This window comes from Binatus sp. (SeqCode) (assembly GCF_036522015.1).
Taxonomy (GTDB): domain Bacteria; phylum Desulfobacterota; class Binatia; order Binatales; family Binataceae; genus Binatus.
Genome location: NZ_DATDGQ010000202.1, coordinates 1 through 11,751 on the forward strand (window position 1 = coordinate 1; position 11,751 = coordinate 11,751).

An 11,751-nucleotide genomic window follows, 5' to 3' on the forward strand; every position below is an offset into this window, starting at 1 on the left:
GTCCACGACCTGTGGCCGAATGCGATGCTGAAGGCGGTGTTCGATCAGTTCGCGGACCCGTCGATCGTCACAGGAATGAAGACGATGCTCGAGGCGCCGGCAGTCGCGCGCCAGGCATTCGCATCGGTCTATGAGAATGCCGCGCGCATCCCGGACGAGGCGTTCAAAACCTATTTCGAGCCGCTGCTTTCATCTGACGATCGAAGCAACAGCATGCGGCGCTTCCTGAGTCTCGGCAATCTGAAGGTGCTGACGTCGATCGCGCCACAATTGCGCGAGCTCAAGGTGCCGACCCTGATTGTGTGGGGAGAGGCCGACACCGCGTTCGATCTGAAATCGCCGGAGTGGCTCAAGCACAATATCGGCGGCGTGCGGCGCCTGATCATGGTGCCAGGCCCGAAGCTGTTTTTTCCCGAGGAGCATCCGAAGCTGATGAGCGTACTGCTGCAGGAATTCTGGCGCAGCGTTGGGTAAGTTCTGCGATGGCGCTCGCTAGTCGGGACGCGATGCAGTCTGTACGCACGAGGGGCCGACCAATCGCCACTTCGAGACGTGTGCGCCGTTCGCGCCTTTGATCATCCCTGACAATTCGCGGCCGTCATCGGAAAGAATCAGATCGACTTCCGCTGAAGCTGGATTCGCGGAGTTCAATCGCACCGAGATCGCGCGTCCCTTGACGGTTCCGCTGCCGACAGATCTCAGCCGGCCGGTGTCGGCCGCGTAGCTGGAGACAATCAGCTCATGCCCGGTTTGCTTTATCAGATGACAATTGGAGGCCATGTCGCGCCACGCACCGCTCAAGTTCCGATGCATCGGCGCAGCGGCCACGACTGCGTGGCTATCGCCGCCGCTGGCGGGCAGGTCAGCTGCGGCGGGCGCATCCACTGCAGCCAACGGGCCGGGATCAAGCGTTCGGGGGTGGGCGAGAGCTCTCGCTTCGATGCCGGCTCTTACGCGGGGGTGATTGCCGAGGTAGCCGGTTTGATGGAGCACGCCGATCAGTCCTGCGGCAGCGGCAATCGCGGTCGCGATCCCGTTGAACACGCTCGGCATCATTTGCCGCAGCCCTGCTTTGTCGCCATCCCCCATGCCGCGACCTCAAGATAAGTACGACGGGCGAATCTTAAGGTAACGGACGGGACCGCTTCAAGGGCGCGCGAACGAACAGTTCGAGTCTCGCAGCCGGACCGGACAGCTTAGCGCTGACGCCGGCCCGGTCGAACCTTGAAACGGCGGGAGCCTCGCTGGGATTTGAGGAACATCACAGACACGATGGCCCCCACGATTAGAATTTCCCAGAAAAGTAAAACATTGAGATGGTCGAGCTGGGCGTACCACACGCCGGAAGACGTGGCCTGACCGGCCATCGCGCCGATCTTGGCCACCAAATCGCGCCATCGATATATGATCAGCAGCGCGCTCCCTACGAGACTCACCAGGGCCACGACTCGGAAAATGCGACCACGAACGATGGTGTCGGGCGACTCGGGCTCTCCGATGACCACAGAAGCGGGGCGAGTCACGATGCCGCGCAGGCTCGGGGCGAAATCTCCGCTCAGTTCCTTTACCTCGGGCGGCTGGGGAAAGAGGGTGTGACTGATCGAGTTGCTGCTCGCCTCGCGAATCTGGCGCAGGATGAAAAGCATGTCCTGTTTGCAGGTCAAAGTTCCCAGCAGCGCGCATTTCGACAACGCCTCGAGCTCCTGCTGGGTTATGCTGAGTCGGCGGATGAGGTCGTGGTCGTTCCGAATCTCGTCGAGGATGGCGCGTTCTTCGCTCGGCGGCGGGTCCAAGGGTCCGTGTAAATCACCTTTCATGTTGCGGCATTCTGACCGGGAATACAGCTCAAAGCAAGACTAAAGGTCACATGAGATGTATAGGGAGTGATAACGTCTCTAAGAGACTAGACAAGCCACTATAAGTAATGCAGACAGTAAGATTTAGCTACCTGCTGTTAGTGCTGGGGGGCGAAAGAGTAACGAAATTCTACTTTTAGTAACCGGGCAGGGGCAGGTTGGCCTGGGAGCCAGTCTGGATGTGGCGGTGGAGTGACTGGGAGACACGATCTGTTCATCGTTCTCCAGCAAGTGCATAGCGTCGCCGAAGCCGACAATCGGTTTCCGCAAATTTGCCTCGATCTGATAGACGCAGAAAAATAGAGGTTGGACCCGGAGGCAGATCGGGACAGCAATCCTTCGTGACCCGCCATTCTCGAGGCAGGGATTCGAATGAAGACAAGAAGAGAGTTCGTGGTCGGGCTCGGGGCGGCCGCCCTCGTTGCGGGGACGCTGCCAATCGGCGGTTGCAAGGCGCCGGGAGAAAAGGACGAAGAGGTAAGCGCCAACGAGGACCTGATGCGCGAGCACGGGGTGCTGAGGAGAGCGCTGCTGGTCTATGCGCTCGCGGCGCCGAAACTCCGAACCGACCCGGCCAGCGTTTCACCTGCCGCTCTGCGTCAGACGGCCGTCCTGTTCCGCCAGTTCGGCGAGGATTATCACGAGCGCCGCCTCGAAGAACCTTTTATTTTTCCGGCAGTCAGGGGACGGAGCGCTGAACTCGCGCAGTACGTCGATACTTTGCTCGCTCAGCATCAACGCGGGCGCGAAATTACGGATTTCACCATGTCCAGGACTGGTGGACAGAAGCTTGCCGACCCGCGAGGGTTGCCCGAAACGCTCGATTCGTTCGTGCTGATGTACCAGGAGCATACCGCGCGCGAGGACACGATCATTTTCCCGGCGTGGCACAAGACGCTTTCTCAGAGCGAGTACGAGAAGATGGGCGACAAATTCGAGGACATCGAGCGTCGGCAATTCGGCCATGACGGTTTCGAGGATGCAGTGAAACAGATCGGACGAATTGAGGCGGAACTCAGTGTGGCGGACCTGGCCCAGTTCACCGCCACCGCGCCGCCCAAGGTTTGATCTTTCACCGGACGTCAATGCGCGAGCTTGGATCATTCCTGCGCCCTTCGTCAGACATCCGCGGCATCGTATTTGTCCGCATGGCTGTCGGACTGATTTTTTTGACGCAGGGGATCCTTAAATTCATCGATCCGCATATGGGCGTGATGCGGTTTACACGCATCGGGTTCCCGATGCCGGCCTGTACAGCTTACTTCGTCGGCACCTTCGAGATCATCTGCGGGCTACTGGTACTCGTAGGATTTTTAACCAGGCTCGCGAGTATCCCACTGCTAATCGTAATCCTGACGGCAATCGCGACGACCAAGATTCCCGAGATGTCCCATCCCGACCAGGGCTTCTGGTTCATGGTGAGCGACGCGCGGACGGACTTTGCAATGACGATGAGCTTGCTATTCCTGATCGGCGTCGGCGCCGGCTCATGGTCACTCGATGCCAGGATTTGGAAGATTTCGTGAGAGGATCTGTCAATGATTAAGAAAGACAAAAGCGGATATAAATTGGTCTCGAAAAAGGGCAAGAATCTAGGCAGCGGGTACAAGACGCGCGCGCAGGCTGCAAAGCGACTTCGCCAGGTCGAGTTTTTTAAGCGCAAGCAGGGCTGATCCAGACCGACTGTGCAAAGTTGCTGCTGTCTTTCTCGGCCGGCGCGCCGTGATACTGCTGGTTCGAGATATCGGTATCTTCGAACCAGGAGGCCTTCACAATATGAGCACGAAGTGCGGGATTTCTATCCCACAAACCTTCGAACAGTCGGAGATCGACCTCGAGCTCATTCGCAAATTCGTCATTCGAGCGGAAGCGCTTGGCTATGACAGCCTGTGGGTGCAGGAGCAAATGATCTCCGACGCGGCGATCCTCGAGCCGGTGGCGCTGCTCACGTACGTCGCAGCGTTGACTTCGCGAGTACGCCTTGGCACAGCGGTACTGCTGACGGCTATCCGCAATCCGGTGGAACTGGCGAAGACGCTGGCAACCGTCGATCAGCTAAGCCGGGGCCGTTTAATCGTGGGAGTCGGCATCGGCGGTCCGACGACACCTCACGAGATTTTCGCAGTGCCTCGCGACCAGCGCGGGCACCGATTCGTCGAAGGGCTCAAAGTAATGAAGGCGCTGTGGACTCAGCCCAAGGCTTCAGTCAGCGGCGATTTCTGGAATTTCACTGACGTCCCAATGGAGCCAAAACCGGCGCAGAAGCCTCATCCTCCGATCTGGTTCGGCGCGCGGACCGAGCTCGGATTGAAACGCGCCGCGCGCCTGGGCAACGGATGGATGGGGCCGGGATCGTCATCTTCGGCGGAATTCGTCCAGCACATGGAATTGATCCGTCGGCTGCTGGACGAGGCAAAACGCGATCCCGCGACTTTCTCGATCTCGAAGCGCGTGTACATCGCGGTTGACGATAATCGCGCTCGCGCAGAGCAACGATTGCGTCGATGGTTTGGCGCCCGTTACAAATTTCCTGACATGGCGCCGCGGGTTTCAATTTTCGGCAGCCGCGCCGAATGCGTGGATAAATTGGGAGAACTGATTCGGGCAGGAGCGCAGCAAATCTTGCTCGATCCGGTCTTCGACCACGTCGAACAGATGGAATTGCTGGCCGCGGAGGTGGTACCAGCGATCTGACGCGCATCGGATTGGGCGTCAAAAAATTGATCGGGTGCGCAGTACACGGCGCCTTGTGGGGATTTTTTGGTGCCCCGGCCTATAAAACTCAACGGACCGCTGGTAATCGCGACAACACGCCGAAAACTGACTGACTCTGTCCGCCAGTCTAAAAAAGCAGATATCACTCGTCTTTTTGGGTAAACTCTGACGCAAGATGGCCAAGAAGTTCACAGAAGGTCGGTGCGTTCACTGTCTTGGCTACTTTAAGAATCTCACTTCAGATCACGTATTTCCGGATTCGTGGTATCCAGAATCTACGCCCCCAGGGATAGAGAAATGGCAAGCGCCATCTTGTACCCATTGCAACGCGCTGAATGGGCGCAATGAAGAGGACCTTCTTGTGAGACTCGGCCTCTGTGTTGAACGCGATCACAATGCTTCATTAGGAATTGAACGAAAAGTGATGAGAGCCCTCGATTCCTCGCAGGGGAAGAATCCCAAAGATGCGAACCTACGATCATTAAAACGAGACAAGATTCTTCGCGAACTCAGGCCAGCCAATGAGATCGCAATTCAGACGTTTATGCCGAACTTCGGCCCCTCCAAAACTAGCGGTTCACTTTCGATTCCAATTCCAATTGAGAAACTGCGAACTCTCGGGCGCAAGCTGGTCCGCGGGATCACCTATGTCCTAAACGATCAATTGTTAATCGAGGCTGATCATGCGATCGATATCCACGTAGTTAATGAAGTGGGTGCCGCGGTCGCAAGAAAGCTCATCTATCAATACGGAGGAAGATACGATCGCGGTCCCGGCATTACGATCGGGCAAGCTAGGCCTTCCGAAGACCTCCAGAGCGGCATCTTTGGCATCGAAATCTGGGGCAGGGTTTGGCTTCATGCGACGGTCGTCCCGATCTGGGAAAATCCGTTCCCTGCCGGAAAAGAGAAGCAGTGAACGCGAGTCGGAAACGCTTGCAATCTAATTATTTGGATCGCATACATCGCCAATAAGTTTTCGATCACGCCTCAGCGGTATCCGCGCAATTTTGGTGCCCCGGCCGGGAATCGAACCCGGACCTGAGGTTCCGGAGACCTCCGTGATGTCCTTTTCACTACCGGGGCAACGGGTGCGACAAAGGACAGAACTACATCAGCGATACGCGGCGAACAAGGCGAGCAGCGGTTGATCCTCGCGCCGAGCACCCGGCAACATAGTCGCGATGGCGACCGAAACAACCAGCGATCCTGCGCGAATCCTGCGCGAGCAATACAAGGACGGCTCGAACCTGTCGGCGCGGTTTCGGTTGCATCAGCGCTTCAGCACTAATCGCTACGGGCAGATGCGGTGGATCCTAGATCGGATTCAGCTTCCCGAAAACGCGAGCGTGCTCGAACTCGGCTGCGGCACCGGCGTCTTGTGGCGCGGCTCGGTCAAGGTTCCGCGCGGATGGCGCGTGATTCTGAGCGATATGTCGGATGGGATGCTGCGCGAGACGCGCGCCGCTCTCGCGCAACTCGGCCGCTCGTTCACCTACATGCAGGCCGACGCGCAGGCGATTCCGTTTCGCGACGAATCGTTCGACGCGGTGATCGCGAATCACATGCTCTATCACGTGCCCGACATCGCGCGCGCGCTCAGCGAGGTTCGGCGCGTGCTGAAGCCGTCGGGCTGCTGCTATGCGGCGACGATGGGCCTCGCGAACATGAAGGAGATGGACCAACTCGCGACGCGCTTCTTTTCGCTCCCGCGAATGACTGACTCCACCGTTCGCTTCGGCCTCGAGAGTGGCGACGCTTACATGCGCGCCGCCTTCAGCGAGGTGAAGCTCGAACGCTATCCAGACTCGCTGGTGATTACTGAAGCGGCGCCGCTGATGGACTACATCTGCTCGATGCGCGTGCGAAGCAGGGTCACCGGCGAACAGATCGCCGCACTGCGCGCGCACGTCGAAAATGAAATCGCAACCCACGGCGAAATCCGAATGACCAAGGATTCCGGACTTTTCATCGCGCGCCGCTAGTCAGTACAGAATCGACGGGATGAACGGGAATCTGGGTTCGTTGTAAAGGCCGACACTCATCAACGTCATCTGCTGCATCAGGCGCAGGCCCTTGCTGTAGCACCATCGGAGCAGCTCGCCGTTGCGCGACGGTATCAAAGGACCATTGCCAAGAAAGGCCGGCGCCGCTGATATCAGTGCTTTGAGTTCTTCGTTCGACTTGCCGACTGCGTAGCCGGCGTATCCGATTGCGGTCGCGTAACCCGTGATGCGGCCGAGATGCTCGACGACATTCGCTGTCCGAGCCGTGATTGCGTCGCGCAATTCTCCGCCGCGTTCATGTCCGTGCACCGCGAAGTGAAGCCGGTTGCATGCGGCTACATCGGCTTCAGTAGCGGCGCGCACCTTGTAGCCGGGTATCGATTCGTTGATCAGCGGGCCGGTCATCAGAGACAGCGGCTCGCGGGTTTCGAATCCAAGCTTGGTGTAAAGGCTGAAGGAGCGACTGTGATACGCCGACTGCACCAGCCGGACGCCGGGGAATCGATTGGCGGCGATGCGATCGAGCATGTGCAGCATCATCGCGCGGCCGGCGCCGCTATTCTGCACGTCCGGATCGACGCTGATCGGACCGATTCCCGTGATCGGCGCGCGCTCATCCATGAAGTTGCTGCCGGCGATGCGTCCATTCACCTCGGCAACGATTCCGTAGAAGCCGGGGTTGGAAAGCATGCTGCCGATCATGCCTTTGGCGGTAGCAACGTCGGGAAACTCGTGGGGGAAGTTGTGCTGGTCGTTGATAGCTGTGAACGCGCGATGGCAAATTTCGCCGCATACGTCGAGGTCCTCGCGCGTCGCGCGTCGAATCTGTGTCTTCATCTGATGCCGTCCTCCAAATTGTGAGAGTTTCTACGCCGAGGCCTTGGTCTCGCGCAGCATCTCGGCGTGGCGGCGGTCGGCTTCGGGCCGCGTCTGCGCGATCGTTTCGACCAGCTCGTCGTGCACCCGGCCGTTGGTCGCGACGATATTCGCGCCGCCAAGGTCGAGCTCGGAACCGTCCATGTTGGTCACGCGTCCGCGCGCCTCCTCGACGATCAACGCTCCGGCGGCGACGTCCCAGGCGCGCAGTCCGAACTCCCAGAATCCATCGGTGCGCCCCGCTGCGACGTAAGCGAGATCGAGCGCCGCCGAGCCGGTGCGACGTATGCCCTGCGTGCGCGTCATCAGCTCTTCCCAGAAGCACATGTAGAAGCGGCGGCGTTCGCGGCGGTCGTACGCGAAGCCGGTGCAGAGGAGAGCGGAGCACAGATTCGGAGTCGCGCTCACCCGAATCGCCTTGCCGTTAAGACGCGCGCCGTTTCCGCGATGCGCAATGAAACATTCTTTTTTCAGCGCGTCGAAGACTACACCGAACTGCACGCGGCCGCGCCGCTCGTACGCGATCGACACGCAGAATTGCGGATAGCCGTGCGCGAAGTTGGTGGTGCCGTCGAGCGGATCGATGATCCATCGATGGTCGCTCTGATGCGCGCTGGCGCCGCTTTCCTCGGCAAGGATCGCGTGGGTCGGAAATGCGCGATGGATCACTTCGATGATTGCCGCTTCCGATTCGCGATCGGCTTCGGTGACGAGATCGATCGAGTTCGACTTGCGATTGATGGTTATGCGGCTGAGTCGTTTGAGATGAATTCTGCCGGCGGCACGCGCGGCGCGGAGCGCAACCTGTTCGATTTCGTTGATCACGGTAAAAGAAAAGTATTACTCGGGGGCCAAAGCGTCCAGCGCGAAGCGCAGATCAATCGACAGTCGATGATGCGCGACGCTTGATCGAAGCGATTCCCAGGATCAAGCTACCAGCGTGGCATTTCTGCCAGGCCGATGCCGAGCGCGACTTTGCCGAGCAGTTCGCGCGCGCGGGCGTTGGACAGTGGATGATTCGGGCCGGCGCGAACGTCGCGGTAGTAGCGCTCCATCGGGAATTTTTTCAGCATCCCGTGCGCGCCGACCACCTCCATGCAGTAATCGACCGCGCGGATCGCGTTGTTGGTCGCGACATACTTCGGCATCACGACGCGCGCCAATCCCGACTCGCCCTTGAATGAACCGCGATCGTGAATGTAGTCGTTGGCGACGCCGAGATAGAGCGCGCGCGACTGCGCGATCAGCGCTTCGGCCTCGGCAATCGCGAACTGAATGCCGGGCAGGTACTTTATCGTGCGCGGTTGCGTGAGCGGTTTCAGCCGGCCGGCCAACTCCTTGGCGAAATTCAATGCGGCAATTGCGATGCCGGTGTATGTCGCGGCGACGGAAATGCCGAACCATGCGAACAACGAAATCGCCTGGTCGTTGACCGGACCGACTGGCCGCGATTCCGCCATCGCGATCGCCGGCACGCGCACATCTTTGATCACCAGGTCGTGGCTGGCCGTCGCCCGCATCCCCATCGCGTCCCACGTTTCGATCAATTGGAAGCCGGAAGTGCTGCGCGGCACGACGAAGGTGGCGGCGGCGGGCGGATTCGAGTCCTCAATCGTCGCCATCACCATGAACAGATCGATCACTGGCGAGAGGCTGGTGAAAGTTTTGCGGCCGTTGAGAACGTACGTCGCGCCGTCGCGGCGCGCGCGAGTCGCGAAGTGGCCCCAATCGCCGCCCGTTTCGGGCTCGCTGATGCCGCCGCCGAGAATTTGATGGCCGCGACCGATAACGTCGAAAAACAATTCCTCCTGCGGGCGGCCGGTGGCGCGCTCCACCATGCTGCCGATGCCGAACAGATGCATGTTGATTGCGATCGTCGTCGCGGCGCAGCCCTGCGCGAGCTGCTCCTGGCATAGCGCAAAATCCTCGAGGTCGGCGCCGAGTCCGCCGTGCTTTTCAGGAATGACGAGCGCGGTGTATCCGGCCGCCTTCATCTTGTCGACGTTTTCGACCGGGAATGAATTGGCGCGATCGTGTTCGCCAGCGCGAGTGGCAAAGTCAGCCGCCAGCTCCGCTGCAAGCGGCACAAGTTTATTGCGTCGATCAGACATCAAATAGACTCCGGATCGAAAATTGAATTGGGCAACAGTGCCATGAAAGCAGCGCGCGAAGAAACCCGACCATTTGCCGGCCGGCGCGCCTGCGGGGGCGACGGTTGGGGTCCCCGAACGAGCTTCGCGCTGTCGCGGACGCCGGAGTAGTATCCGGAACGTTCCTGTTCCTGGCCGATGCTATCGAAGGGGAGGGCTCGGTGACGAGTTCGTCCGATACCCTGACGGCAAATCCAACGCGCGAGCTGGCGGCGATCATGTTCAGCGACATCGTCGGCTATACCGCGATTATGGGCCGCGACGAGCGTGAGGGTTTGCGTGTGGTGCGCGAGCATCGCGAGCACTTGCGCGCGGTGCTGCCGCACTTCCACGGCCGACTAATCGGCGAGATCGGCGACGGCACCTTGTCAAGCTTTCACAGCGCCGTCGATGCGGTCAATTGCGCGCGCGAGTTGCAGGCGACGCTGGTGGAGGATCGGGAGCTGCGCCTGCGAATCGGGATTCACGTCGGCGACGTGGTTTTTACCGACAAGACCGTGCTCGGCGATGGAGTAAATATAGCGTCGCGGATTCACGAGCTGGCTCCTTCGGGCGGCTGCTGTATCTCGGAGCGCGTCTATGAGGAGATCCGCAACAAGCCCGAGTTCCACGTCAAGGATCTCGGCGAGAAACATCTCAAGAATGTGGCGCGGCCGATTCGCGCCTATGCTTTGACCGCGGCGGACGCTCCTGGCCAGCCTCGATCACCGTCTGGGGGAGAAGCCGGTCAATCGACGCATCGCAGAGTAGTGATGGGCGTGGGTGCGCTGCTGATCGTCGCGATAATCGGCATCTCGACCTGGAAGTGGATCGGTCTGGGTTCCGGCTGGTTGCCGGCTAGTCCACGTGTTCCCGCAATGCGTTCGATAGCCGTCCTTCCGCTCGTGAATCTCTCCGGCGATCCGGCGCAACAGTATTTCGCCGACGGTATGACCGATGAGCTGATTACCGACCTTGCGAAGATCAGCGGGCTAAGAGTGATCTCGTGGACCTCGGTGATGAAGTTCAAGGGCGAGAATCGCGAGCAACTGCCTGAAATCGCGAAGGCGCTCCACGTGAATACGATCGTCGAGGGCTCAGTGCTGCGGGTCGGCGACAAGGTACGAATCACGGCGCAGCTGATCGATGCGCCTACCGACAAACATCTGTGGGCGGACAGCTATGAGCGAGACGCACGCGACGTGCTGACCTTGCAGGACGAGGTAGCATCGACAATCGCCCAGCAGATTGATGTCAAGTTGACGCCGAATGAGCAGGCGCGCTTCGCCAATGCTCGCCCAGTCAACCCGCAGGCTTACGAGGCTTATCTGAAGGGCCGTTATTTCATGAAAACCTACCGAGTCGACCCGGCGCTGGAGCAATACGAACTTGCAATCAAAACGGATCCGGACTTTGCGCTGGCATACACTGGATTGGCCGATGCCTACATGTATGGCGAGGACTTTTTTTTCCCCGGCACCGAAGTGATGCCCAAGGCGAAGGCGGCAGCTGAGAAGGCGTTGCAACTAGACGATTCCCTGGCCGAAGCCCACACCTCACTGGGTGCCATCTATTTTTGGTACGACTTCGATTGGACGGGAGGTGAGCGCGAGCTGCGCCGCGCGATTGCGCTCAATCCCAGCTCTGCCGAAGCTCATGATCAGTATGGCTACCTTCTGATGCTTGAGGGGCGATTCGATGAGTCTCTCGTCGAGATGAGGCGCGCGAATGACCTGGATCCCCTCTCTGCCGAGTACGCGAATGACATGGCCGTTTCGCTTATGTACCAGGCAAAGTGCGAGGCTGCGAAGGAACAGTGCCGCAAGGCGTTGGAATTGGTTCCGGGCTTCGACTTTGCTCAATTGACTCTCGGCAACATCGACCTCCATGCAGTCAAGTTCAGCCAAGCGATCATGGAACTGGAGAAAGCCCTGCCGCTGGCTTCCAGTCCGCTCGGGTACGCATACGCAAAGAATGGCGAGCGCGACAAGGCCTGGGCGATAGTCGCGGAGCTGAATAAGAAGTCTTCGCGAGAGTACGTCTCGCCGTTGGCCACCGCGATAATCTATGCCGGTCTGGGCGATAAGCAGCGGGCGATGGACGGATTGGAGAAGGCGTACGCGGTCCGCTCGCAGCTTTTGGCCTACCTCAAGATCGACAATACCTGGG

At 59.4% G+C, this 11,751-nt stretch carries 13 protein-coding genes and 1 tRNA gene; 8 read left to right on the top strand and 6 right to left on the bottom strand.

What is annotated here, in order from left to right; translation table 11 throughout:
- Positions 1 to 474, top strand: a 474-nt coding sequence (locus VIW95_RS08820; protein WP_331585489.1) for an alpha/beta hydrolase, incomplete at its 5' end; no start/stop codon positions are given.
- 18 nt (positions 475 to 492) lie between these two features.
- Here VIW95_RS08820 and VIW95_RS08825 read toward each other — a convergent pair.
- Positions 493 to 1,089 (bottom strand): hypothetical protein, encoded by a 597-nt coding sequence (locus tag VIW95_RS08825; RefSeq protein ID WP_331585491.1) that lies wholly within the window; start codon positions 1,087 to 1,089, stop codon positions 493 to 495.
- Between the two features lie 107 nt (positions 1,090 to 1,196).
- Positions 1,197 to 1,817: a hypothetical protein gene (locus tag VIW95_RS08830; protein ID WP_331585493.1), complete on the bottom strand. Its 621-nt coding sequence runs from the start codon at positions 1,815 to 1,817 to the stop codon at positions 1,197 to 1,199.
- Positions 1,818 to 2,228: 411 nt separating this feature from the next.
- Between VIW95_RS08830 and VIW95_RS08835 the strand changes: the two genes are divergently transcribed.
- The 5 genes from VIW95_RS08835 to VIW95_RS08855 all read left to right on the top strand — a co-directional run bounded on the left by VIW95_RS08835 (position 2,229) and on the right by VIW95_RS08855 (position 5,490).
- Positions 2,229 to 2,924 (top strand): hemerythrin domain-containing protein, encoded by a 696-nt coding sequence (locus VIW95_RS08835; RefSeq protein WP_331585495.1) that lies wholly within the window; start codon positions 2,229 to 2,231, stop codon positions 2,922 to 2,924.
- Between the two features lie 17 nt (positions 2,925 to 2,941).
- Positions 2,942 to 3,382 (top strand): DoxX family protein, encoded by a 441-nt coding sequence (locus VIW95_RS08840; RefSeq protein WP_331585497.1) that lies wholly within the window; start codon positions 2,942 to 2,944, stop codon positions 3,380 to 3,382.
- 12 nt (positions 3,383 to 3,394) lie between these two features.
- Positions 3,395 to 3,529, top strand: coding sequence for a hypothetical protein (locus VIW95_RS08845; RefSeq protein WP_331585500.1), 135 nt, complete (start codon positions 3,395 to 3,397; stop codon positions 3,527 to 3,529).
- A gap of 103 nt (positions 3,530 to 3,632) precedes the next feature.
- Positions 3,633 to 4,550, top strand: coding sequence for an LLM class flavin-dependent oxidoreductase (locus tag VIW95_RS08850; protein ID WP_331585502.1), 918 nt, complete (start codon positions 3,633 to 3,635; stop codon positions 4,548 to 4,550).
- A gap of 382 nt (positions 4,551 to 4,932) precedes the next feature.
- Positions 4,933 to 5,490 (top strand): hypothetical protein, encoded by a 558-nt coding sequence (locus VIW95_RS08855; protein ID WP_331585504.1) that lies wholly within the window; start codon positions 4,933 to 4,935, stop codon positions 5,488 to 5,490.
- 92 nt (positions 5,491 to 5,582) lie between these two features.
- Here VIW95_RS08855 and VIW95_RS08860 read toward each other — a convergent pair.
- A tRNA-Arg gene (locus VIW95_RS08860) sits at positions 5,583 to 5,657 on the bottom strand.
- A gap of 98 nt (positions 5,658 to 5,755) precedes the next feature.
- Between VIW95_RS08860 and VIW95_RS08865 the strand changes: the two genes are divergently transcribed.
- Positions 5,756 to 6,556: a class I SAM-dependent methyltransferase gene (locus tag VIW95_RS08865; protein ID WP_331585506.1), complete on the top strand. Its 801-nt coding sequence runs from the start codon at positions 5,756 to 5,758 to the stop codon at positions 6,554 to 6,556.
- On the opposite strand, the gene VIW95_RS08870 is transcribed toward VIW95_RS08865, so the two are convergent.
- The 3 genes from VIW95_RS08870 to VIW95_RS08880 form a co-directional block, all read right to left on the bottom strand.
- Entirely contained in the window at positions 6,557 to 7,414 is an 858-nt protein-coding gene (locus VIW95_RS08870) for a GNAT family N-acetyltransferase (protein WP_331585508.1), read from the bottom strand.
- Between the two features lie 30 nt (positions 7,415 to 7,444).
- Complete coding sequence (locus VIW95_RS08875) at positions 7,445 to 8,278, bottom strand: inositol monophosphatase family protein (protein WP_331585510.1); 834 nt, start codon at positions 8,276 to 8,278, stop codon at positions 7,445 to 7,447.
- A gap of 107 nt (positions 8,279 to 8,385) precedes the next feature.
- A complete protein-coding gene (locus VIW95_RS08880) occupies positions 8,386 to 9,564 on the bottom strand; it encodes an acyl-CoA dehydrogenase family protein (protein WP_331585513.1) in 1,179 nt (392 codons plus the stop codon).
- A 104-nt stretch (positions 9,565 to 9,668) separates the two neighbouring features.
- On the opposite strand from VIW95_RS08880, the gene VIW95_RS08885 reads away from it, so the two are divergent.
- On the top strand, positions 9,669 to 11,751 hold a 2,083-nt coding region (locus VIW95_RS08885; RefSeq protein ID WP_331585515.1), incomplete at its 3' end, for an adenylate/guanylate cyclase domain-containing protein.

Coding starts and splice junctions, on each gene's coding strand:
- VIW95_RS08850 (WP_331585502.1), top strand. CDS start 3,633: ATGAGCACGAAGTGCGGGATTTCTATCCCACAAACCTTCGAACAGTCG.
- VIW95_RS08880 (WP_331585513.1), bottom strand. CDS start 9,564: ATGTCTGATCGACGCAATAAACTTGTGCCGCTTGCAGCGGAGCTGGCG.
- VIW95_RS08870 (WP_331585508.1), bottom strand. CDS start 7,414: ATGAAGACACAGATTCGACGCGCGACGCGCGAGGACCTCGACGTATGC.
- VIW95_RS08845 (WP_331585500.1), top strand. CDS start 3,395: ATGATTAAGAAAGACAAAAGCGGATATAAATTGGTCTCGAAAAAGGGC.
- VIW95_RS08830 (WP_331585493.1), bottom strand. CDS start 1,817: ATGAAAGGTGATTTACACGGACCCTTGGACCCGCCGCCGAGCGAAGAA.
- VIW95_RS08865 (WP_331585506.1), top strand. CDS start 5,756: ATGGCGACCGAAACAACCAGCGATCCTGCGCGAATCCTGCGCGAGCAA.
- VIW95_RS08825 (WP_331585491.1), bottom strand. CDS start 1,089: ATGGGGGATGGCGACAAAGCAGGGCTGCGGCAAATGATGCCGAGCGTG.
- VIW95_RS08835 (WP_331585495.1), top strand. CDS start 2,229: ATGAAGACAAGAAGAGAGTTCGTGGTCGGGCTCGGGGCGGCCGCCCTC.
- VIW95_RS08840 (WP_331585497.1), top strand. CDS start 2,942: ATGCGCGAGCTTGGATCATTCCTGCGCCCTTCGTCAGACATCCGCGGC.